The sequence below is a fragment of the Mesorhizobium sanjuanii genome, from assembly GCF_002529485.1.
Classification (GTDB): Bacteria; Pseudomonadota; Alphaproteobacteria; order Rhizobiales; family Rhizobiaceae; genus Mesorhizobium; species Mesorhizobium sanjuanii.
Genome location: NZ_NWQG01000186.1, coordinates 1 through 21,708 on the forward strand (window position 1 = coordinate 1; position 21,708 = coordinate 21,708).

Annotated in this window: 20 protein-coding genes; 6 read left to right on the forward strand and 14 right to left on the reverse strand. The window is 62.7% G+C overall.

Features of this window, described 5'->3' with window-relative positions; translation table 11 throughout:
* The 5 genes from CN311_RS24680 to CN311_RS24700 all read right to left on the reverse strand — a co-directional run.
* Positions 1–288 (reverse strand): hypothetical protein (locus tag CN311_RS24680; RefSeq protein ID WP_097576310.1); only part of this gene is annotated, 288 nt, incomplete at its 3' end.
* A 25-nt stretch (positions 289–313) separates the two neighbouring features.
* Positions 314–1,186, reverse strand: coding sequence for an aldose 1-epimerase family protein (locus CN311_RS24685; RefSeq protein WP_097576287.1), 873 nt, complete (start codon positions 1,184–1,186; stop codon positions 314–316).
* Positions 1,187–1,394: 208 nt separating this feature from the next.
* Positions 1,395–2,111: a Bax inhibitor-1/YccA family protein gene (locus CN311_RS24690; protein WP_097576288.1), complete on the reverse strand. Its 717-nt coding sequence runs from the start codon at positions 2,109–2,111 to the stop codon at positions 1,395–1,397.
* A gap of 24 nt (positions 2,112–2,135) precedes the next feature.
* Positions 2,136–2,909: an anti-sigma factor family protein gene (locus CN311_RS24695; RefSeq protein WP_097576289.1), complete on the reverse strand. Its 774-nt coding sequence runs from the start codon at positions 2,907–2,909 to the stop codon at positions 2,136–2,138.
* Positions 2,906–3,427, reverse strand: a complete 522-nt coding sequence (locus CN311_RS24700) for a sigma-70 family RNA polymerase sigma factor (RefSeq protein ID WP_208866572.1) — start codon at positions 3,425–3,427, stop codon at positions 2,906–2,908. Before CN311_RS24700 ends, CN311_RS24695 begins: the two co-directional genes overlap by 4 nt.
* Positions 3,428–3,863: 436 nt before the next feature.
* Here CN311_RS24700 and CN311_RS24710 point away from each other — a divergent pair, with 436 nt between their 5' ends.
* Complete coding sequence (locus CN311_RS24710) at positions 3,864–5,048, forward strand: amino acid aminotransferase (RefSeq protein ID WP_097576311.1); 1,185 nt, start codon at positions 3,864–3,866, stop codon at positions 5,046–5,048.
* 88 nt (positions 5,049–5,136) lie between these two features.
* Positions 5,137–5,961 carry a nucleoside triphosphate pyrophosphohydrolase gene (gene mazG, locus CN311_RS24715; RefSeq protein WP_097576291.1) on the forward strand — a complete coding sequence of 275 codons (825 nt, stop codon included), beginning with the start codon at positions 5,137–5,139 and terminating at the stop codon, positions 5,959–5,961.
* A gap of 6 nt (positions 5,962–5,967) precedes the next feature.
* Here mazG and hflX read toward each other — a convergent pair whose 3' ends face one another.
* From hflX to dusB, 8 genes are all read right to left on the reverse strand, one after another.
* On the reverse strand, positions 5,968–7,362 hold the full coding sequence (gene hflX / locus CN311_RS24720; RefSeq protein ID WP_097576292.1) for a GTPase HflX: 1,395 nt from the start codon (positions 7,360–7,362) through the stop codon (positions 5,968–5,970).
* Positions 7,363–7,608 carry an RNA chaperone Hfq gene (gene hfq / locus CN311_RS24725; RefSeq protein ID WP_006202172.1) on the reverse strand — a complete coding sequence of 82 codons (246 nt, stop codon included), beginning with the start codon at positions 7,606–7,608 and terminating at the stop codon, positions 7,363–7,365.
* A 146-nt stretch (positions 7,609–7,754) separates the two neighbouring features.
* Complete coding sequence (locus CN311_RS24730; protein WP_097576293.1) at positions 7,755–8,618, reverse strand: D-amino-acid transaminase; 864 nt, start codon at positions 8,616–8,618, stop codon at positions 7,755–7,757.
* 103 nt (positions 8,619–8,721) lie between these two features.
* Entirely contained in the window at positions 8,722–10,083 is a 1,362-nt protein-coding gene (gene ntrX / locus CN311_RS24735; RefSeq protein WP_097576294.1) for a nitrogen assimilation response regulator NtrX, read from the reverse strand.
* A complete protein-coding gene (locus CN311_RS24740) occupies positions 10,073–12,361 on the reverse strand; it encodes a sensor histidine kinase NtrY-like (protein ID WP_165779832.1) in 2,289 nt (762 codons plus the stop codon). The genes ntrX and CN311_RS24740 overlap by 11 nt, the downstream gene beginning before the upstream one ends.
* Before the next feature lie 119 nt (positions 12,362–12,480).
* Entirely contained in the window at positions 12,481–13,941 is a 1,461-nt protein-coding gene (gene ntrC, locus CN311_RS24745; RefSeq protein ID WP_097576296.1) for a nitrogen regulation protein NR(I), read from the reverse strand.
* Positions 13,938–15,080, reverse strand: coding sequence for a two-component system sensor histidine kinase NtrB (locus CN311_RS24750; protein WP_097576297.1), 1,143 nt, complete (start codon positions 15,078–15,080; stop codon positions 13,938–13,940). The genes ntrC and CN311_RS24750 overlap by 4 nt, the downstream gene beginning before the upstream one ends.
* Positions 15,077–16,120 carry a tRNA dihydrouridine synthase DusB gene (gene dusB / locus CN311_RS24755; protein WP_097576298.1) on the reverse strand — a complete coding sequence of 348 codons (1,044 nt, stop codon included), beginning with the start codon at positions 16,118–16,120 and terminating at the stop codon, positions 15,077–15,079. Before dusB ends, CN311_RS24750 begins: the two co-directional genes overlap by 4 nt.
* A gap of 242 nt (positions 16,121–16,362) precedes the next feature.
* Between dusB and CN311_RS24760 the strand changes: the two genes are divergently transcribed.
* Both CN311_RS24760 and CN311_RS24765 read left to right on the forward strand, forming a co-directional pair.
* Positions 16,363–17,592 carry a bifunctional 2-C-methyl-D-erythritol 4-phosphate cytidylyltransferase/2-C-methyl-D-erythritol 2,4-cyclodiphosphate synthase gene (locus CN311_RS24760; RefSeq protein WP_097576299.1) on the forward strand — a complete coding sequence of 410 codons (1,230 nt, stop codon included), beginning with the start codon at positions 16,363–16,365 and terminating at the stop codon, positions 17,590–17,592.
* Entirely contained in the window at positions 17,589–18,071 is a 483-nt protein-coding gene (locus CN311_RS24765) for a CinA family protein (RefSeq protein ID WP_097576300.1), read from the forward strand. The genes CN311_RS24760 and CN311_RS24765 overlap by 4 nt, the downstream gene beginning before the upstream one ends.
* 84 nt (positions 18,072–18,155) lie before the next feature.
* Here CN311_RS24765 and CN311_RS24770 read toward each other — a convergent pair whose 3' ends face one another.
* Complete coding sequence (locus CN311_RS24770) at positions 18,156–18,344, reverse strand: hypothetical protein (protein WP_097576301.1); 189 nt, start codon at positions 18,342–18,344, stop codon at positions 18,156–18,158.
* 195 nt (positions 18,345–18,539) lie between these two features.
* Between CN311_RS24770 and CN311_RS24775 the strand changes: the two genes are divergently transcribed.
* On the forward strand, positions 18,540–20,285 hold the full coding sequence (locus CN311_RS24775) for a type I secretion system permease/ATPase (RefSeq protein WP_097576302.1): 1,746 nt from the start codon (positions 18,540–18,542) through the stop codon (positions 20,283–20,285).
* Positions 20,286–20,311: 26 nt separating this feature from the next.
* On the forward strand, positions 20,312–21,643 hold the full coding sequence (locus tag CN311_RS24780) for an HlyD family type I secretion periplasmic adaptor subunit (RefSeq protein ID WP_097576312.1): 1,332 nt from the start codon (positions 20,312–20,314) through the stop codon (positions 21,641–21,643).
* The last annotated feature ends 65 nt before the right edge of the window (positions 21,644–21,708 follow it).

Here is a 21,708-nt window from a genome sequence, read left to right on the forward strand (position 1 = left end):
ATGTTTGAGTTCGCGCCGCCCGAGCGGTCGTTTGACGAGCGCGGTGCGTTCGATCGAGAGGCTCACACGCGGCGTTTGCCGGGCGATGCCATGCTTCTTCGCAATCTCTTCGACTGATGTGACGACGCCGCGCGCAATAAGACCCTGCCCGCCCTCGTTCTCGCTTGCGAACACGAAAACCGTATCGCCCTCGGCGACATGCTTGCCGCCATACATGGTTTTCTGCGCGGTGAACGCGAAGGTTTTTGCCTGCGGATCGCGGATCTCGGCCTTGATCGCGTAGTCCATGCTCTTCCCTGCGTTCAGACCGCTATCATCTCAGATCGATCTGGTAGGACAGAACACGCTTTGCCGCGGGCGCGATCAACATCACGCCCGGTTTGTTGGTGAATTCGCCGTCGAAATCGGCAGGGCTCGCAATGCCGTGCCAGGGTTCGATGCACAGGAACGGCGCACCGCCTGGCTTGGACCAGATGCCCAATTCCCGAAATCCCTGCCACGACATCTCGATCGCCGGACCACGCTCGGCACCATAACGCACGCTGGCGCTTGCTGGCCGATCCAGGATCACGGCGTCGTCGTCAAACAGGCGCTCGGACAGGGCGAGAATTTTTCCATCAATAGGCGTCGGCTGTGGCGTAGCCAGCAGCAGGCCGTCCTTGAGCCGACGGATCGGCGCCCGCTCGTCATCGGCAAAGGTCAGCCGATAATCCGTCTTGGCCAGATCCGGCAGCAACGGCCAATTGAAGGCCGGATGCGCCCCGATCGAGGCCGGAAGCGGCTCGTCGCCCGTGTTGGTGATGTCGAAGGTCACGCCAAGCTGCCGGCGATCCAGCCTGTAGGTCACGGCCAGGCGAAAGGCGAACGGGTAGTGACTGCGGGTATCGGCATCGTCGGTGAGAACCAGCGTACAGGATCGAGCCCCCCTCTCCTCCCAGGCGAACGGCTTGTCGCGCGCGAATCCGTGCTGCGTCATCGGGTAGGACTGGCCTCGATGGCGCATTTGATCGCCCTTCAGCCGGCCGACGATCGGAAACAGCACCGGCGAATGCCGCCGCCAGGCCGGCCCGGCCTGCCACAAGAACTCCAACCCATCCGTGTCTTGCAGCGAAACCAGTTCGGCGCCCTGGCCGACTATTGTCGCCGAGATGCCGTCACCGTGAAGTGTCAGACGATCCTGTTCCATATGTCCTCACGGGTGGCTGGCATGGCCGGCAGGCTAGCAAAAGGCCCCGCGGGAACTCAAGAGCGCAGGCTACGCCACACCTCAGACGGCTGCGAAAGCGCTACAGGCAAGCCGGCGTGTTCGCGCGCGGCCTCAAATGAAAACCGTGGCCGGAGGTTTCCCTTCGGCCACGGCAAGGTTCGACGTGTTGCCTGCTACGGTCGGTCGATTATTCGCGCTCGCCGGTGAAATTCAGCAAGAGCTGGAAGATATTGATGAAGTTCAGATAGAGCGAGAATGCGCCGAAGACGGCGAGCTTCTGCTGTGATTCCGCGCCGAAATTCTCGGCATATTGTTCCTTGATCGTCTGCGTGTCCCAGGCGGTAAGGCCGATGAACACGGCGATGCCGATCACCGAGATCGCGAACTGCAGCGCGGTCGAGCCGAGGAAGATGTTGACGACGCTGGCGATCACCACGCCGATCAGGCCCATGATCAGGAAGGACGAGAACTGGGTCAGGTCGCGTTTGGTCGTGTAGCCGTAAAGGCTGGTGGCGCCGAACATGGTGGCAGCGATGAAAAAGGTGCGCGCAATGCTGGTGCCGGTGAAGACCAGGAACACGGAAGCGAGCGACAGGCCCATGACCGCGCAGAATGCCCAGAACATGGCCTGGGCGCCGGCCGCGGACATGGTCTGCATCCGGAACGAGAACAAGAGCACGAAGGCGAGCGGCGCCAACATCACCACCCACTTCAGCGGGCTGGAAAAGATCGGCACGTAGAGTGCGGGCGTCGAAGCCACCGCATAGGCGATGATACCGGTGACGACAAGGCCGAGACCCATATAGTTGTAAACGCGCAGCATATGCTGGCGCAGGCCCTGGTCGTAGTCGGCTCCGGCTCGAGTGCCAGCACCAGCGCTGTATCTTAGATTAGGGATGTTCATGCGAATTCTCCTGGTAAGGCGGGATCAGTAAAGCGTACTGGCAAGCGTTTCCGCGGTGCGATCGAGGTCGCGCACACCGCTTCGAGCAACGACTGCGTAGGCGACGTCGCCGACCTGGAAGTAAGCCGAGGAGATGTCGCCCGAAGGCGCGACGGTCGGCTTGACCACGTCGAATGTTCCGGGTCTGATCGCGAAGAGCGAGACCAATCCCATATCCTTTGTTTCAACAGCCATTTCGACGCTCGGGCCGAACCGCGATGGATAGATCTGTACGTCGCGGACCTTCCAGTCGGTCGGCAGTGACGGCATGACGATCGCCGTGGCGGCGCGGATCTCGTCCGCGTTGTAGTTCGGCGCTTCCAACTGGGACGACATGGTCTCGCGCACGATCGTCGTCTTGTGCGCCTGGATCGCTTCCTGCAGGTAGACAGGCGGCTGGGTCGAGGCGACGACTTTAGTCACCGATATCGGTCCAAGCATGCTGTGCGCCAGCCAGCCGGCAGCAACAAAGACAGCAACCGCGGCCACCCGCTGCAACGCGCCGAAGACGCGGTCCCGGGCCAAGCCCCGCTCCAGCCGGCGTGCCGCATCGGCTGTTGCCGGCCGCGCCATGCCTTGGGACCCCGCAAGCGCCATGCGCAGTTCGTCGCGCGTCCTGAGATCGGACATCACCCGTGCCGCCGCCTCCGGACGGGTCGAAAGAAACGCCCCAACTTCAATGCGGCGTGCAACGTCCAACTGGTCGTCGACATAGGCATCAAGGTCGGCATCGATTATCGGATCGCGCAGTTCGTTCATGACTGGTCTCCTACGATCCTGAGGTGGCTTTTCGCGCGCGCAGGCGCCGTGTCTTCCATCTCGCGCAGCGCCGCCCGCGCACGACCGATGCGTGACATCAACGTTCCAAGCGGCACGCCGCTCACCTCGGCCGCCCGGCTGTAGGTAAGTCCCTCGATGGCGACGAGATGCAGTGCCGAACGCTGCTCTTCGGGCAATTTGAAAAAAGCTTCACGCACCTGCGCCAGGCGGATCGAATGCTCCTGGGGGGCGTCCATGTTGGCGTCGGCAAGGTATTCGGCCTGCTCGATGCGCGCCGCTTCGGATTTGCGGGACCGTATTCCGTCAATGAAGGCATTGTGGACAATCGACAGCAGCCATGCGCGCAGGTTTCCGCTGGAGCGGAAGGTGCTGCGCCTCTCATAGGCCCGCACCAGCGCATCCTGCACCAAATCCTCGGCATCGGCACTATTGCGCGTCAACGAACGCGCGTAGCGGCGCAGCGAACCGAGCTGTCCCGTGATATCGAAACGTGGCATCGATGGTTTCATGCCCTGTTTACGGAACACGCAGGGACTTTAATCCCTTCATTGCGAAAATTTTTCCCACGATATCAATCTCGCGTGCCGCAAAGCCTGCTGAATGCGCTGACACGGCGACGGCTCTGGAATGCGCGTCGCGATCGATGACGACCACCGAAGGGCCACGCCGGGCGGCGGCGCGCGCATGAGCCAGACCGACAATGCCGCGCCGACAACCGCGAGGTCGAACTGTTCTTGCCGGCTCATCATTGTCTCACGCCGTCATTCTCGCGCTTGTCCCGGAAGTGCTTATTCAAACTACGCCGATGTAACGGGAACGTGTAGGGCTCACTTCCGTCTTGCCGATCGCACGGCATTCGGTATGGCGCACATGAAAGCGCTGGCGCAAGGCGGCCGATTTGCGTATCACTCCGCCGCCATTGGGACGATATCGATGTTCGAAGACCTGCAGCCCGCCGCCGCCGACAAGATCATTGCCCTGATCGGCCTCTATCGCGCCGATCCGCGCCCCGACAAGGTCGACCTCGGAGTCGGCGTCTACAAGGACCGCGACGGCAAGACGCCGGTTATGCGCGCCGTGCGCGAAGCCGAAAAGCGCCTGCTGCAGAGCCAGGATACCAAGACCTATCTCGGCCTTGCCGGCGACACCGGCTTCAACTCCGCGATGGCGAAGCTCACCTTCGGCCCCGCGGCCGACCTGACGCGCATCCGCGCCGCGCAGGCGCCCGGCGGCTCCGGCGCACTGCGGCTGGTGGCCGAATTGCTCAAGCGGACCCGCTCCGACGCGACGATCTGGCTGTCCGACCCGACATGGCCGAACCACCCACCTGTGATGCGCGCCGCCGGCCTGCAGATCCGCGATTACCCCTATTTCGACGCTGCTTCCGGTGCGGTGCGCTTCGCCGACATGCTGACGGCGCTACGCACTGCAAAGAGCGGCGACGTGGTGCTGCTGCATGGCTGCTGCCATAACCCGACCGGCGCCAATCTCGATACCGCGCAATGGTCCGAAATTACCGATCTTGTGGTCGAGCGCGGCCTGCTGCCTTTTGTCGACATCGCCTATCAGGGCTTTGGCGAAGGTCTCGACGCGGACGCCGCCGGCCTGCGCATCATGACCGCAAAAGTCCCTGAAATGGTCGTCGCCTCGAGCTGCTCGAAGAACTTTGCCGTCTATCGCGACCGTGTCGGCGCGGCGATGATCCTGGCCAAGGACGGCGCCCAGGCGGATGTGGCGATGGGCCAGATGCTGTCTGCGGCGCGCGCCATGTATTCGATGCCGCCGGACCACGGTGCGGCCGCCGTGCGCATCGTGCTGGAAGATGCCGCCTTGCGCGCCGACTGGGAAGCGGAACTGGAAGACATGCGGCTGCGCATGCTCAGGCTTCGGGTCCAGTTCGCCGAGGCGTTGCGGCGGCAGTCCAATTCCGACCGCTTCGATTTCGTCGCCAGCCATCGCGGCATGTTTTCCCGCCTCGGCCTGTCCGAGGCGCAGGTCGAGCGGCTGCGTGCCGAGCACGGCGTCTATATGGTCGGCGACAGCCGCATCAACGTGGCAGGCCTGCCCGAGGACGGGATGGATGCACTCGCCAAGGCGATCGTCTCGGTGCTCGACTGACGAGACTGTTCCGCGCAGCTGTGGACAAGGCGCCGGCGCCGGCTGACAGCGTTGGCCGCGCGGCCGGACGCACGATAGCATCCGCCCGATGAAACCTTCGAAAGACATCTCCCGGCTGATCGAGATCATGGCGGCGCTGCGGGCGCCAAAAACCGGCTGCCCCTGGGACATCGAGCAGGATTTTTCGACCATAGCGCCTTACACGATCGAGGAAGCCTACGAGGTGGCGGACGCGATCGCGCGCGGCGATCTCGACGATCTGCGCGACGAACTCGGCGATCTCCTGCTGCAGGTCGTCTACCATGCGCAAATGGCCGAGGAAGTCGGCGAATTCGCCTTCGGCGACGTGGTCCAGGCCATCACCACGAAAATGATCCGTCGTCACCCGCATGTCTTCGGCGATGAGAAGGCTCGCAACGCCGGCATGGCCAAGGGCATGTGGGAGAAGATCAAGGCCGAGGAGAAGGCGGAAAAGCGAAACGCCCGCCTCGCCTGCGGGCTCGATCCCGAAGACAACGGCGAAGGCTTTCTCGATAGCGTACCGGTCGCCCTGCCCGCGCTGACCCGGGCACTGAAGCTGCAGGAAAAAGCGGCCCGCGTCGGCTTCGACTGGAGCGAGGCCAGGCCGATCCTCGACAAGATCGAGGAGGAGATCGGCGAACTGCGCGAGGCGCTGTCCAAGGGCGACACGGCGTCGATCAAGGACGAGTTCGGCGACATGCTGTTTGCCGTCGTCAATCTCGGCCGGCACCTCAAGCTCGATTCCGAAGCCGCGCTCAGCGGCACCAACGAGAAATTCCGCTCGCGCTTCCACTATGTCGAGCGGACGTTGGAAGCGTCCGGCAACACGCTCGAGAAGGCGACGCTGGACGAAATGGAAGCACTCTGGCAGCAAGCCAAAAGCGCAAAATAACCGGATTTACCCGTTGTTTTTGCGGTGCAATCGGCTTTCGATCTCTTCGCGCGCGCTTTGCGTCGCCTTGAGCGAAACGGTCACGCTGCCATCCTCATTGTCGGCCCGCGAAACGATGTCGCCATTGCGGTAGAGCCAGTCGACAAGGCCAAGTTGAGCGGGCGTGAGGGTGATTGTCAGCGTTGCCAGCTCGCCCGACACCCTGGTCTCGATGATCGCCTTCAGCGCATCGATGCCTTCGCCGGTGGCGGCAGATATGGCGATCGGTGGCGTCTTGTTGCCGTCGACCCCGTCTGCAAGCAACCGTGCCCGGTTGCCCTCGTCGAGCCGGTCGATCTTGTTCCATACTTCGATGGCGCGCTCGGTGTCGCCGGCATCGACGCCGAGATCGGCGAGAATGCGTTCGACATCCTCGGCCTGTGCTGTCGTGTCGGGGTCCGAAATATCGCGCAGATGGATGACGAGATCGGCTTCGACCACCTCTTCCAGCGTCGCCCGGAAGGCTGCGATCAGATGTGTCGGCAGGTCTGAAATGAAGCCGACCGTATCCGACAGGATAACCGGCGTCCCGTGCGGCAGGCGCACGCGGCGCAACGTTGGATCGAGCGTGGCAAACAGCATGTCCTCGGCCAGAACCCCTGCTCCGGTCAGCCTGTTGAACAGCGTCGACTTGCCGGCATTGGTGTAGCCGACGATCGCCACCACCGGAAACGGCACCTTCTTGCGCTTGGCGCGGTGGAGGTCGCGGGTGCGCCGCACGGTTTCCAGCTCGTGCTTCAGCTTGATGATCTTGTCCTGCAGGACACGCCGGTCCGATTCGATCTGCGTTTCGCCGGGACCGCCGAGAAAGCCGGCGCCGCCGCGCTGGCGCTCAAGGTGGGTCCAGCTGCGGACGAGCCGGCCCTTCTGATAGTTGAGATGAGCAAGCTCGACTTGCAGCGTGCCTTCCTTGGTGCGCGCGCGCTCGCCGAAGATCTCCAGGATCAGCCCGGTGCGATCCAGCACCTTAGCGTTCAATTCCTTTTCGAGATTGCGCTGCTGCACCGGCGTCAGCGGGTGATCGACGATGACCAGTTCCGCATGGCCCTCTTTGACGATCTCGGCGAATTCCGCGACCTTGCCACTGCCGAGCAAGGTCGCCGGGCGCGGGTCGTTGACGGTCACGACTGCGGTGTGGATCGGGTCGAGGTCGATAGCGCGGGCCAAGCCGACCGCCTCGTCGTGCCGGGCCTCGGCTGAACGCGTCAGGCGTGGACGGTTCGTGTCGTCGTCACCGCGCTGCTGGCGGGTGAGTACCGGCACGATGACGACAGCCCGGGTTGGACCCTTGGCCTCCGTGCCGGGCTGATGTGACGATTTTTTTCCGCGGACGCTACGGTCCGCGTCTTTCTCACGTGCCAATCAGGCGCCCTGGCTTTCCTCGCCATCGAACATCTGAACCGGCTGGCTCGGCATGATCGTGGAAATGGCGTGCTTGTAGACGAGCTGGGAATGGCCGTCACGACGCAGCAGAACACAGAAGTTGTCGAACGAAGTGACCACCCCGGTCAGCTTAACGCCGTTGATGAGGAAGATGGTGAGCGGGTTCTTGCTCTTGCGAACTGAGTTCAGGAACAGGTCCTGAAGGTTTTGCGATCGTTCCGCCATTGTTCTTGTCTTTCCGCCGATCCCCTTCGGTTTGCAGGCCAATGCGCCAAATTAACCGGCCCATGTCAAGCGTACAAACACCCTCTTGCCGTCAGTAACGACAAGCAGAACGAGATATATTGATGTTCATTCCACCTGTGCGGTTATCAGGCCGGACTTTTTTCCGCAACGTCAAAAAAGGCCTGCCGCAAGGAAAGTGTTATTGAGCCGGGATGGCCGTTGGCCACGGGAACGCCGTCGATCGCCACGATCGGCATGGCGATCGTCGTCGCGGAACTGATGAAAGCCTCGCGCGCGGCCTTGGCCTCAGTGACCGAAAACCCCCGCTCCTCAATCGTCAGCCCCAGCTTGGCGGCCACTTCAAACAGCGTGGTGCGGGTGATGCCGCGCAGGATGCCGTGCTCGGCCGGCCGCGTCACCAGCACGCCATCCCTGGTGATGATCCAGGCGTTCGACGAGCCGCCTTCCTTGACGGTGCCGTCGGCATCGACGAACCAGGCTTCCTGAGCGCCGGCTTCCTTGGCCTTCTGTTTGGCAAGCACATTGGGCAGCAGGCCGACGGATTTGATATCGACCCGGTCCCAGCGATTCTCCGGCACGGTGATGACCTTGATCCCGCCCTCGGCACGCTTGGCGGCAGCGGCCGGGTCGGCTTTCCGAGCGGTCACCACCAGCGATGGTTTCGTGCCGGCCGCCGGGAAGACAAAGTCGCGGCTGGCAACGCCGCGCGTCACCTGGAGATAGACTAGGCCGTTGGCGACATGGTTGCGGCGCACCACTTCACGCAGGATGAGCGGCAACACGCGCCGCGTCACCGGCCAGTCGATCGAAAGCTCGCGCAACGATCGGTCCAGCCGGGCGAGATGGCGCGGCATGTCGACGATGAAGCCGCGCGCCACCTCGCAGACCTCGTAGACGCCGTCGGCAAACTGGTAGCCGCGATCCTCGATGTGCACACAGGCGTCGGCGTGAGCGACATAGCGCCCGTTCACATAGGCAATGCGCGGCATCTGCAATCCTCAAGGATATTCCCGGCTTTCTTAAGCGATTCCGCCACCGGCGTAACCGACAAATACGTGGGCCAGAAGCAGCAAGGCCACGGCAGGCCGCCGGTCAGACGCCCAGCGACTTCAGCTTGCGATGCAGCGCCGAGCGCTCCATGCCGATGAATTCGGCGGTCTTCGAAATGTTGCCGCCAAAACGGTTGATCTGGGCGATCAGGTAATCCTTCTCAAACTGTTCGCGCGCTTCACGCAAGGGCAGCGCCATGATGTGCTGGTCGGACTGATTTGGCGTGCGCGGCATGACATCGCCGATCTCGGCGGGCAGAAGGTCGGCGGTGATCGGCGCATCGACATCGTCGCCGCGAGCCAGGATCATCAACCGTTCGACATTGTTGCGCAACTGGCGGACGTTGCCCGGCCAGTTGTGAGCCTGCAGCACGGCCAGCGCGTCGTCGCCGATGCGCCGCGGCCGGATACCGGCCTGCCGGGCGATCTGCTTCATGAAATTGTCGACCAGATAGGGAATGTCCTCCCGCCGCTCGGCCAGCCCCGGCACCATGACCGGAACCACCGCCAGGCGGTGGTAGAGATCCTCGCGGAAACGGCCGTCGGCGATCATCGCCTCCAGGTTCTGCGAGGTCGACGAGATGATGCGGACATCGACCTTGACCCGCTTGGTGCCCCCTACCCGTTCGAACTGCTGTTCCACCAGCACGCGCAGGATCTTGTTCTGCGTCTCGCGCGGCATGTCGGCCACTTCATCGATGTAGAGAATGCCGCGATGGGCTTCCTCCAGCGCGCCGACCTTGCGTTCGACGCCGTTCGATTCGGTGCCGAACAGCTCGACCTCCATGCGTTCGGGCGTGATGTTGGCGGCGCTCAGCGTGACGAAAGGCGCGCCCTTGCGCGCCGACAATGTATGGATGGCGCGAGCCGCGAGCTCCTTGCCGGAACCGGACGGACCGATGATCATGACACGGCTGTTGGTCGGCGCGACGCGCTCGATGGTCTGGCGCAACTGGCTCATCGCCGACGACATGCCAATCAGGTCGAAGGTCTCGCCGCTGCGCTGCTTGAGATCCGAAACCTCCCGTCTCAGCTTAGAGGTCTCCAGCGCACGCTCGGCGATCAGGATCAGCCTGTCGGCCTTGAAGGGCTTTTCGATGAAGTCGTAGGCGCCGCGGCGGATGGCGGAGACCGCCGTTTCGATATTGCCGTGGCCGGAGATCATCACCACCGGCAGGTTGGGATGCATCGTCTTGATCTCGTCGAGCAACGCCAGCCCGTCCAGCCGCGAGCCCTGCAGCCAGATGTCAAGGAAAATCAGCCTCGGCGCCCGGTCGGCGATCGCCGCAAGCGCGCTGTCGGCATCGAATGCCGTGCGGGTTTCGTGACCTTCGTCGCTCAAAATACCGGCGACAAGTTCGCGGATGTCTTCCTCGTCATCGACGATGAGAATGTCAGACGCCATTACCGACCTTTTCAGTTTCTCTCTCGTTTTCCGTCCTGCCCTCGCCGCGCGGTGGCGCGGCAACGGCGGCAGGCGGCAGGATGATGCTGATCATCGCACCCCGCCCACCGTGGAAGTCCGCCGGCGCATCATGCAGTTCGAGCCGGCCGCCATGGTCCTCCACGATCTTCTTGACGATAGCGAGGCCGAGCCCGGTGCCCTTCTCGCGCGTCGTCATATAGGGCTCGAGCAGCCGCTGGCGATTCTCGCGCGGCAAGCCTTTGCCATTGTCGATGACATCAATGCGAATCGCGCCATTCTGGCGCCCGGCCTGAATCCGGATTATGCCGTCCGAACGATCCTTTTGATCAAGTCCGTCAATGGCCTCGGCTGCGTTCTTGATGACATTGCCGAAAGCCTGCGCCATCAGCCGGCTGTCGAAGGTGCCTTTCAGCGGCTCGTTGCCGAACACACGCTCGAAAGTGATGTCGGCGCGGCTCACTTCGACGAGGAACGAGGCCTCGCGCAATGATTCGCGCAAATCAAGGGACTTCATTTCAGGCTTGGGCATGCGCGCGAAGGCGGAGAACTCGTCGACCATGCGGCCGATATCCTCGACCTGCCGGATGATCGTATCGGTGCACTGATCGAAAACCTCGCGGTCCTCGGTGATGACCTTGCCGTAGCGGCGCTTGATGCGCTCGGCGGAAAGCTGAATCGGCGTCAGCGGGTTCTTGATCTCGTGGGCGATGCGCCGCGCCACGTCGGCCCAGGCCGACGAGCGCTGTGCCTGCACCAGATCGGTGATGTCATCGACCGTCACGACATAGGATTTTTCCTCCGAACCGTCATCGCCAGCCTCGATCGTGATCTGCACGTTGAAGGTCCGCTCCGTGCCGGCGCGGTAGAAGGTCACCTGCTCGCGATAGACCGGTTTTCCCGACTTGCGGCCGATCTCGAAGACGCGGCCGACATGCGGCAGCACCGCGGAAAGGTTCTGCCCGAGTGTGGCGGTGGCCGATATGGCCAGCATCGTCTCGGCCGAGCGGTTGACGATGGTAACGATGCCATAGGGATCGACGCCGATGACGCCAGCGGTGACGCCGGCAAGCACCGCTTCCGAAAACCGCCGCCGCTCATCGATCAGATCCTTGGCGGACAGGATCTCATTACGCTGCGATTTCAGCTCCAGGAGCATCTTGTTGAAGGTATCGCCGAGCGAGGCGACGTCGCCATCGGAGGGCCGAACGGGCACGGCAACGTCGAGATTGCCGGTCGCCACCTCGTCGGCCGCGCCGATGAGCTGACGGATCGGCCGCACCAGACGGTCGGCGACCGCAATACCGGTCCAGATGGCGGACAGGATGATGATCAGCGTCAGCGACAAATAGGGCAGCGCGAAGGCCACTTGCGAGGTGCGGCGATTGTCTTCGAGGCCACGATATTCGTCGGCGTTGGACCTGACGATCTGCCGCGCCTTGATCACTTCGGGATCAACGAGGCGGATGGTGTAGAGATAGAGCCCTTCGATTTCGCGCAGCTTGACGATGGCGCCCATGATGTTGCGCGTCTTGGGCTCGATCAGCACCGGCCTGCCATCGGTGGCACTGGCGACGGCGCCTTCCGGTGGCTCCGGCATGGCAAAGTTCGCATCGGTCTTGGCGCTCATGACGAAGGAACCGTCGGGTTTGATGAGTGCGGCATGGGCCAGCGAACGGCCAATGGCTTCCTTGTTCATGAGATCGAGGAAACCGGTCCGGTCGAGACCGTAGAGCGTGCGCGACGCGTCGAGGTCATAAGCCATCGACAGCGTCGTCCCCTGGAGATTGCGCGCGTTCTCCTGCACATAGGCGTCCGCAATCGACAGCGACGAATTGACGATCGTCTTGGTGCGGATTTCGAACCAGCGGTCGAGGCCGATGTCCAGCGTGATCGAGGCGATGATCGCCACCATGATGGCGGGTATTGCAGCGACCAGGGCAAACATCGCGACGATGCGCACATGCAGCCGTGATGCCGCCTTGCCGTGCCGGCGCGCCATCACGATGCGATGCACTTCGCGCCCGACCAGCGCGATCAGGAACAGGACGAAGGCGGCGTTGAGGGCGATGAGCGCCAGCGTCGTCTTCTCGTTCGGGACGATTGGCGTGGCGCCGACGAGAATGGTGAAGGAGATCGCTGCCGTCACCAGCGCTCCGGCAATCGCAACCACGCCGGGCAGCGCAAGCAGCCGGCGCCCGTCCCTCGGGCCGGGCTTGCTGAAAAGCCGTTCACTCAGTGTCGGTGCCTGTGAAGCCATGTTGCCGTGTGGAGCCAATGATTGCGTCGGATCTATGCAACGCATTGTGGCGATTATGCAACAAGTGTGACCTGGACGGAAATCTTTCGGCGATCGATCCCCGGAAAAACGGGGCGGCTCTACACTTGCCTGGACGATTTGTAGACGTTGACGCCGAGTTCGCGGATCTTCTTGCGCAGCGTGTTGCGGTTCAGCCCCAGCAGTTCCGCGGCCTTGATCTGATTGCCGCGGGTCGCCGTCATCGAGGCCAGGACCAGCGGATATTCGACCTCGGAGAGAATGCGCTGATAGAGGCCGGCGGGCGGCAATTCGCCGGCAAAGGACGCGAAATAGCGCTGCAAGAAATGTTCCACGGCCTGGCCGATGGACAGATCGTCGGGAATGAGGTTGCCGCCGCCGGGAACGACCGGCCGCTCGCCGGTTTTCAGTTCCGCCTCGATGATCTCGGCGGAAATCTCGTCCTGCGAGTAGAGCGCGGCCAGCCTGCGGACGAGATTTTCGAGCTCGCGCACATTGCCGGGCCAGGGATAGCGCTTCATCAGCTCGATGCCGCCGGTGGAAATGCGCTTGGTCTGCAGGCCCTCGCTGGCGCCGATCTTGAAGAAGTGCCGGACAAGGTCGGGAATGTCCTCGGACCGCTCACGCAGCGCCGGCAGCCTGAGCGGCACGACATTCAGCCGGTAGAACAGATCCTCGCGGAACAGCCCCTGGTTGATCAGCGTGCGCAGATCCTTGTTGGTGGCGGCGACGATGCGCACATCGGTCTTGATCGGCGTGCGGCCACCGACGGTGGTGTATTCGCCTTGTTGCAGCACGCGCAGCAGGCGCGTCTGCGCTTCCATCGGCATGTCGCCGATCTCGTCGAGGAACAGCGTGCCGCCCTCGGCCTGCTCGAAACGGCCGGTGGAACGGTTCTGTGCGCCGGTAAAGGCGCCCTTCTCGTGCCCGAACAGTTCCGATTCGATCAGGTCGCGCGGGATCGCCGCCATGTTGATGGCGACGAAGGGGCCGCCGCGACGGCGGCCATATTCGTGCAGCGCGCGGGCCACCAGCTCCTTGCCGGTGCCCGATTCGCCTGAAATCATCACCGTCAGGTCGGTCTGCATCATGCGCGCCAGCATGCGGTAGATATCCTGCATCGCCGCCGAACGGCCGACCAGTGGCATCGTTTCCGGCGGCTCGTCCGCCCGCGCATCGATCTTCGGGCGCCTGGGCTCCGACAGCGCCCGGTTGACGATGTTGAGAAGCTCGGTCAGGTCGAACGGCTTGGGCAGATATTCATAGGCGCCGGTCTCGGAGGCACGGATCGCGGTCATGAACGTGTTTTGGGCGCTCATGACGATGACCGGCAATTCCGGCCGCGCCTTCTTGATGCGGGGCAGCATGTCGAAGGCGTTCTCGTCGGGCATGACCACGTCGGTGATGACGAGATCGCCCTCGCCCGCCGCCACCCAGCGCCAAAGAGTGGATGCGTTGGAGGTCACCCGCACCTCATGGCCGACGCGCGAAAGCGCCTGATTGAGGACCGTGCGGATGGCTGCGTCGTCGTCGGCGACGAGAATATTGCCGCGAACCGTCATTTGCGGTCTCCTTCGCCATCATCGTCCGTGCCGAACGGCGTTTCTTTCCAAGCCGGCATCAGAATGCGGAAGGTGGTTCCGCGCGGCGTCGAATCGCATTCGATGATGCCGCCATGTTCGCCGACGATTTTCGCGACCAGCGCAAGACCGAGCCCCGACCCGTTCGGTTTGGTGGTGATAAACGGGTCGAACAGGATTGGCAGGATATCTTCGGAAACACCGGAGCCGTTGTCGCGCACGCAGAACTCCAGCGGCAGCGACACGCGGCCCTGCGATCCCGGAACGGAGACACGGATGCCCGGCCGGAACGCGGTCGACAAGGTGATCTCGCCTTGCGGATCGCCGCCAATGGCCTCGGCGGCATTCTTGACCAGGTTGAGGAACACCTGGATGAGCTGGTCGCGGTTGGCGAAAACCGGAGGCAATGAAGGATCATAATCCTCCAATATCTTGATCCGACTGGCAAAACCGTTCTTGGCAATTGCCTTCACATGGTCGAGAACGACATGGATGTTGACCGGATAACGGTCGATCGGCCGCTCGTCGGAGAACACCTCCATGCGATCGACCAGCGAGACGATGCGGTCGGTCTCGTCGGTGATCAGCCGGGTCAGCGCGCGATCCTCGTCGGAAGCCGACAGTTCGAGCAGCTGGGCAGCGCCCCTGATGCCGGATAGCGGGTTCTTGATCTCGTGGGCGAGCATGGCGGCAAGGCCTGTCACCGAGCGCGCCGCGCCGCGATGCGTCATCTGCCGGTCGATCTTGTCGGCCATCGACCGTTCCTGGAACATGACGACCACGGAGCCCGGAAATTCCGACACCGGCGCGACATAGAGGTCAACGACCTTCTCGATGCCGAGGCGTGGCGACGACACGTCGACCCGGTATTCGTTGACCGGCGCCCGGCGCTCGCGCACCTGGTCGACAAGCGTCAGCAACGGACTGCCGAAGGGAATGAGCTTGGACAACGTGTTGCGGGCGAGCATGGTCGCGCTCGAGCGGAAGAAATCCTCGGCATCGGCGTTAGCGAAGGTGATGAAGCCTTCCTGATCGACCATGATCACGGGGCGGCGGATGGTGTTCAGCACGATGTGGGCGGCGTCAGCCATGTCCGTGTTCTGTGCGACAGTCGCGCTCATGCCGCGCTCCGCAGATCGGCTGACTCCGCAGCGCTTTGGAACACGTCGCGCAACCGAGCAATGACCTGTGCCGGCTCGAAAGAGGTGAGGATCGCCTTGCGCTGGTCGGAGGCGGCGCTGGCGGCATGGCGGTCGAGATACCAGCCAAGGTGCTTGCGCGCCTGGCGCAGGCCGCTTTCGATGCCGTATAGCGCCAGCATGTCCTCGTAATGGGCAATGACATAGTCGGCGAGCGCTTGCGGGCTTGCGGGAATGCCGGACGCCGTTTCACCGGCCGCCGTCGCCGCTATGCTGCCCGCCGTCCACGGCGCGCCGTAATGCGCGCGGCCGACCATCACCGCATCGGCGCCCGACTGGTCGAGGATCATGGCTGCCTCTGCTGGCGAGCCGACATCGCCATTGGCGACGACCGGGATCGACACGGCCTGCTTGATGCGGGCAATGGCGCGCCAGTCGGCCTTGCCCTGGTAGAACTGACAACGTGTGCGGCCATGCACCGTCACCATGCTGACCCCGGCCTGCTCGGCGCGGCGGGCCAAAAGAGGTGCGTTTAGAGCGCCTTCGTCCCAACCGAGCCGCATCTTGACCGTGACCGGCACCTCGACGGCGCCGACCACCGCCTCGATCAGCGACAGCGCATGGTCGAGATCGCGCATCAGCGCCGAACCGGCATAGCCGCCGGTCACCTTCTTGGCCGGGCAGCCCATATTGATGTCGATGATGTCGGCGCCCTCACCCGCGGCTATCCGCGCGCCCTCGGCCATATGCGCCGCCTCGCGGCCGGCAAGCTGGACCATGTGGACCGGGAGTCCGGAATGGCGGATGCGCAGTCCGCAACCGGCCCTGCCCCTGGCAAGCTCACCGCTCGCCACCATTTCCGACACGACCAGCCCGGCGCCATGTGCGTAAGCGCGTTGCCGGAACGGCTCATCTGTTATACCTGACATGGGTGCGAGAAAGAGGCGATTGCGGATTCTCGCCCCTCCGACGTCGAGCGGCAAAGCCAATTTGGTCAAGTCAAGTTTGCTCAAGTCAGGCATGCACAAAAACCAAGCATGTTCAATTGCTGCACATTCTCTAGCCAGAAGCAAGGCAATGTGCAACGCGGAATGACGCCACATTAAGGCGCATTTGGGAAAATGCTGGCCTTCGCAATAAGCCGCGGCCAAAGCGCCGCGCGTCCCTCAGGACGCGCAAAGGACGCTTTGGACCTCATATTTGGCGCACGATCTTTTCCGAAAACCGATTACACTTTTCGGGATCGTGCGCTAAGCCTCCCGCTATGACAGACGCAAGCGAAAAACAAACTGAAACAATCGACGACAGGGTCGGGGTGGTCATCGTCGCCGCCGGGCGCGGTGCGCGCGCCGGGCAGGCCGACGGGCCGAAGCAGTATCAGCGCATCGGTGGCCGCGCCGTCATCGCGCGCACGCTGGAGACGTTCCTGTCGCACCCGAAAACAGGTCCTGTCGCCGTCGCCATCCATGCCGACGACCGCGACCTCTTCCGTCAGGCGGCGGGCGCCAATGCCGACCGGGTCATCGCCGTGATCGGCGGCGTGTCACGCCAGGCGTCGGTCCGTCTCGGACTGCTGGCGCTACGCGACCATGCACCGGGCCGGGTTCTCGTCCACGATGCCGTGCGCCCCTTCGTCGACGCTGCCCTTATCGACCGCACGATCGCCGCCATCGGCGAGCGCCAGGGTTCGCTGCCCGCTTTGCCAGTCGCCGATACGCTGAAACGCGAGTCGGCCGCCGGCATGATCGAAGAGACCGTCCCCAGGACCGGACTTCATGCCGCGCAGACACCGCAAGGTTTTCCGTTCTGGCCGCTGCTTGCCGCCCATGAGAAAGCCCATCATCTGGGCAAGGCTGATTTCACCGACGACGCCGCGATCGCCGAATGGGCGCATATTCCGGTGAAGATCGTTGCGGGCTCGCCGGACAATGTCAAACTCACCTGGGCACGGGATATTGCAATGGCAGACCAGCGGCTTTCCGGCGAACGGCGTCGTTTTCCTGATATCCGCACCGGCAATGGCTACGACGTCCATGCCTTCGAGCCGGGCGACCATGTCACGCTTTGTGGCGTCGCCATTCCGCATGACAAGAAACTGTCCGGCCATTCGGATGCCGATGTCGGCCTGCATGCGCTGACCGACGCGCTGCTCGCCACCTGCGGCGCCGGCGACATCGGCACGCATTTCCCGCCGTCGGATCCGCAATGGAAGGGTGCTGCCTCGCGGATTTTCGTCGAACATGCGGCGAAGCTGGTGCGTGAACGTGGCGGACGCATCGCCAATGCCGATATCACGCTGATCTGCGAGGCGCCGCGCGTTGGCCCGCATCGCGCGGCGATGACCGAAGCCCTCTCGGCAATGCTGGGAATCTCGCCGGACCGCATCTCGATCAAGGCGACAACCAACGAAAAGCTTGGCTTTGTCGGCCGCGAGGAAGGCATCGCGGCCATCGCCACCGCCAGCGTTGTATTTCCCGGTGACGTACCCGAATGAGCAACACCGACCTTGCAAACGCCTTGCTCCAGGCCTGCCAAGAACGCGGCATCATGCTGGTGACGGCCGAGAGTTGCACCGGCGGCATGATCATCGCAGCACTCACCGACATCGCCGGCTCTTCGGCGGTGGTCGACCGCGGTTTCATCACCTATTCCAACGAAGCCAAGATGGACATGCTCGGCGTTTCCGCCGCCACGCTTGAGGCGCACGGCGCCGTCTCGCGCGAAACGGCGCTGGAGATGGCGGCGGGCGCATTGACGCGTTCCCGCGCGGGGCTCGCCCTTGCCGTCACCGGCATTGCCGGTCCGGGCGGCGGCTCGGCGGAAAAGCCGGTCGGGCTGGTCTGGTTCGGCGTCGCCGTGGCGGGTCGGCCGATCGTTGCCGAGCCCAAGCTGTTTGCCGACAAGGGCCGCGATTTCATCCGCAACGAGACAGTGAGGCATGCGCTGCAACTCGGGCTGCGGGCCCTCGACTAAACACTTAGAGCGGGAAGGCGTCCTGATCCGCCCGTCAGTGGGTGGCTGGCCACGCTTTGCGTGCCATTCCTATTCAATTTGGGTCTAGCGCCCGATGATGCGCGGCATGAGGTCGTCCTCCGGCTCTTCGTCGGCCAAGGTCTCGACGAGCATGCGGTCGTGGTCTTCCCAACCGGCTTCTGCAATCCTGAGATCGAGAACAGAATTCCTGAAAGCCTCACGAAGAACGTCAAAGTCGAAGAGCGAAATACGCGCGAATGTCCGGCACGTCATCCACACAATCCCCACAGTTGGCAATGGAAACGTCGGTTTTACATGACCTGAAGGCGGCAATTTTCGGCCGGCATCTCATTCTTCCTGAAAAATCCTGAAGAGAAGCATCATGCCTTTGAAGGATTTCAGAAGCCAAAAAGCGAGCTAGCGTGCGCCCGCGGGAGAGCGGGCGCGATTGCGATCGCGATAGCCATCATGAAAACAAGCGACCAACAGACTCCCGCTCTGCAAGCGGTGATGAAAGAGGCCAAACGCGCCATCAGGCCGCTTATCTGGTTCAGCGCCGGCATCAACATACTGATGCTCACCAGCGCGCTCTACATGCTGCAAGTCTACCACCGCGTGCTGTCCAGCCACAGCGTGGAAACGTTGGTAGCGTTGTCGTTGATGGCCGGCGCGGCTATCGCGACAATGGCCGGGCTCGAAGTAGTACGCGCCCGCCTGCTGTCAACCGTCGGCGCGTGGATAAACGCGAGGCTGGCCCCAGTCCTGTTGACCGCGTCGGTAGAGCAGGCGGCCGTCGCGCCGGGTCAAGGTAGCGCGCGATCTCTCCGCGATCTCGATCAAGTGCGGAGTTTCTTCACCAGCCCGAGCATCTACCCGATCCTTGACGCACCGTGGGCACCAATCTTCTTCATCGCCATCTTCTTCATGCACCCCTGGCTTGGTTGGTTGGCGCTGGCCGGCGGGTCTGTGTTGTTTGCGCTGGCATTGCTCAACGAAATCGCCACCCGCAAGCCGCTGACGGAGGTCGGCAACGCACAGGCACGGGTTTTCAGCCAAGCTGAGTCGGCAGTCCGCAACGCCGAGGTCGTCCAGGCCATGGGTATGCTGCGGCCATTGCTCGACCGTTGGCAGGAGCAGCAAGATGAAGCGAGCACCGGACAAGCCACCGCCGGCAACCGCGCTACCGCCATCGCGTCTGTCGCCCGTTTCTGGCGGATGGCCTTGCAAATGGCAGTCCTCGGCCTGGGCGCTTACCTAGTTCTGCAAAACGAGGCCTCTCCGGGCGTTATGATCGCATCCTCAATCTTGATGGGTCGCGCGTTGGCTCCGGTGGAGCAAGCAATCAGCACGTGGAAAGCGACACTCGGGGCACGTGCCGCTTACAAGCGTCTCACCGCGTTCGTCGGCCAGCGACCCGAGGCCAAGGCAGTATTGTCGTTGCCACACCCACAAGGAAAGTTTGAGGCAGAGAGTATCATCCTTGCCCGGCAGGGTGGCGGCGAGCATGTTTTGAAAGGAGTGAGTTTCCAGCTCAAGCCCGGTGAAGTGATGGCACTAATCGGCCCGAGCGCATCTGGTAAGACAAGTCTGGCACGTGTGCTTGCCGGCGCTTGGCGCCCATCAGCTGGTCGCGCTTTGCTCGACGGTATGGACGTCGCCGAGTGGGCCGCTGAGGACCGTGGTCGGCACGTCGGGTATTTGCCACAGGACATCGAGTTGTTCGCCGGTACCATCGCGGAGAACATCGCTCGCTTCACGAAGCTCAGCCCCGCTGTCTTCAACAGCGTTGTCAAAGCCGCGCAACTGGCGGGCGTTCACGAATTGATCAAGGGCCTGCCGAAAGGTTACGAAACTCAAGTCGGTGAATCCGGTGCATCGTTGTCAGGCGGACAGCGCCAACGAATCGGGTTGGCGCGGGCACTCTACGGCGATCCGACACTCATCATCCTGGACGAACCGAACTCCAACCTCGACCGTGAGGGCGAAGACGCCCTGATAGCCGTCATTGGCGCAGTCAAGTCGACGGGCACCACAATTATCCTGATCGCACACCGCCCGGGTATCATGGAGAAAGTCGACAAGGTGCTGGTCCTCAACGGGGGTAGACAAGAATTATTCGGGGCGCGTGACACAGTCTTCAACGAACTCGCCGCCCGCGCCAGGAGAGTGGCCCAGCTGCCCAACACCAATCACGTCACGGCGGTCACGTCATGACCCGCACAAACTCGGGAGACAAAGATATGAACATCGTCTCTTTCCCCGTGCCACTTCCACCCACGCCGACATTGCAACCGCTCCGTCTCAGAGCCGTCACGTACACCGGCTTCTCGATCATGTTCCTGTTCTTCGGCGTCGCCGGCGGGTGGGCGGCCTTGGCACCGCTTGACAGCGCCGCAGTGACGATCGGGGTGGTCAAGGTGGACGGTGACCGCAAACTCGTCCAGCACCTCGAAGGCGGCATTATCGTCGAACTGGACGCCGTCAACGGCGATATCGTCAAGAGGGGCAAAGTACTCATCCGCCTCGACAACACGCAAGCCAAGGCTCAACTCGACTCGATCCAAAACAAAATCGCCACACGCGAGGCACTCGTCGCCCGTCTCCGGGCCGAACGGGACGGCAAGGACACAATCAAGTTCGACCAAGCATTGCTCGACAACCCGGACCCGGCCGTCAAGGACGCGGTGGCCACCCAAAGTGACGTCTTCAACGCGAAGCACCGTAACCTGAAAGACGAGAAGGCAATCCTCGACGAACGCCGTCGACAGACCGCTGAGCAAATGACCGGACTGCAACAGCTTGTCGTCACTGAGGACAAACAGATCGCGGCATTCGAGAAGGAGAACAAAGACCTCGCGACGTTGCTCAGCAAGGGGCTCACCACCCGCGAACGAAGCTTGGCCCTCACCCAGCAACAACGAGAGATAGAGGGAGAACGCGCCACGAATGTCGCGTCGATCGCCCGCGCCCGCAGCGTTATCGCCGAAATCGACATGCAAATCCTCAACCTCACAACTCAACAATTGAACGAGTCAGTTGACGAATTGGGCAAGGTCGAGGCGGAGCTGTTCGACTTCCGACAGCAAGCGCGCGCGGCCGGGGATGTTGTCAAGCGCACCGACATCACCGCCCCCGTCGACGGAATCGTAATGGACGTGAAAGTTCACACGGCAGGCGGTGTGGTGAAACCCGGTGACACGCTGATGACCGTCGTGCCGCTCGGCAAAAAGCTGGTGATCGAGACTATGGTCAAGCCCGAAGACGTCGAGACGATCGCCCCCGGCCAGACCGCGTATGTCAGCTTCCCGGCCTTCGCCAAATACAACCTGCCACAGCTCGATGGAGTCGTGGAAACGGTGTCGGCCGACCGATTGGTGGACGAGCGCACCAACGCACCTTACTTCTCCGCGACAGTGGTAATCAACAACAGCGAACTAGTTAAGCTCGACGGTCGCAAGCTGCTGCCCGGCATGTCGAGCGAGGCCATGATTAAGACCGGCACCCGCACGGTCCTCGCCTATCTCGCCGAACCGCTCACGCAGAATATCCGTCGCTCATTGCGCGAGAAATAATCACAACCAGGGAGGACCCAGATTAAAGACACACTTCTATACCCAGACTCTGGAGTTAAAAACCC

What these genes read in the sequence shown, in the direction of transcription:
- CN311_RS24685 (WP_097576287.1), bottom strand. Translation starts at nt 1,186, where the DNA reads ATGGAACAGGATCGTCTGACACTTCACGGTGACGGCATCTCGGCGACA.
- CN311_RS24750 (WP_097576297.1), bottom strand. Translation starts at nt 15,080, where the DNA reads ATGAGCGCGACTGTCGCACAGAACACGGACATGGCTGACGCCGCCCAC.
- hfq (WP_006202172.1), bottom strand. Translation starts at nt 7,608, where the DNA reads ATGGCGGAACGATCGCAAAACCTTCAGGACCTGTTCCTGAACTCAGTT.
- CN311_RS24770 (WP_097576301.1), bottom strand. Translation starts at nt 18,344, where the DNA reads ATGACGTGCCGGACATTCGCGCGTATTTCGCTCTTCGACTTTGACGTT.
- CN311_RS24780 (WP_097576312.1), top strand. Translation starts at nt 20,312, where the DNA reads ATGAACATCGTCTCTTTCCCCGTGCCACTTCCACCCACGCCGACATTG.
- ntrC (WP_097576296.1), bottom strand. Translation starts at nt 13,941, where the DNA reads ATGACGGTTCGCGGCAATATTCTCGTCGCCGACGACGACGCAGCCATC.
- mazG (WP_097576291.1), top strand. Translation starts at nt 5,137, where the DNA reads ATGAAACCTTCGAAAGACATCTCCCGGCTGATCGAGATCATGGCGGCG.
- CN311_RS24740 (WP_165779832.1), bottom strand. Translation starts at nt 12,361, where the DNA reads ATGGCTTCACAGGCACCGACACTGAGTGAACGGCTTTTCAGCAAGCCC.
- CN311_RS24765 (WP_097576300.1), top strand. Translation starts at nt 17,589, where the DNA reads ATGAGCAACACCGACCTTGCAAACGCCTTGCTCCAGGCCTGCCAAGAA.
- CN311_RS24690 (WP_097576288.1), bottom strand. Translation starts at nt 2,111, where the DNA reads ATGAACATCCCTAATCTAAGATACAGCGCTGGTGCTGGCACTCGAGCC.
- CN311_RS24760 (WP_097576299.1), top strand. Translation starts at nt 16,363, where the DNA reads ATGACAGACGCAAGCGAAAAACAAACTGAAACAATCGACGACAGGGTC.
- CN311_RS24775 (WP_097576302.1), top strand. Translation starts at nt 18,540, where the DNA reads ATGAAAACAAGCGACCAACAGACTCCCGCTCTGCAAGCGGTGATGAAA.
- CN311_RS24700 (WP_208866572.1), bottom strand. Translation starts at nt 3,427, where the DNA reads ATGCCACGTTTCGATATCACGGGACAGCTCGGTTCGCTGCGCCGCTAC.
- ntrX (WP_097576294.1), bottom strand. Translation starts at nt 10,083, where the DNA reads ATGGCGTCTGACATTCTCATCGTCGATGACGAGGAAGACATCCGCGAA.
- dusB (WP_097576298.1), bottom strand. Translation starts at nt 16,120, where the DNA reads ATGCCTGACTTGAGCAAACTTGACTTGACCAAATTGGCTTTGCCGCTC.
- CN311_RS24710 (WP_097576311.1), top strand. Translation starts at nt 3,864, where the DNA reads ATGTTCGAAGACCTGCAGCCCGCCGCCGCCGACAAGATCATTGCCCTG.
- CN311_RS24695 (WP_097576289.1), bottom strand. Translation starts at nt 2,909, where the DNA reads ATGAACGAACTGCGCGATCCGATAATCGATGCCGACCTTGATGCCTAT.
- CN311_RS24730 (WP_097576293.1), bottom strand. Translation starts at nt 8,618, where the DNA reads ATGCCGCGCATTGCCTATGTGAACGGGCGCTATGTCGCTCACGCCGAC.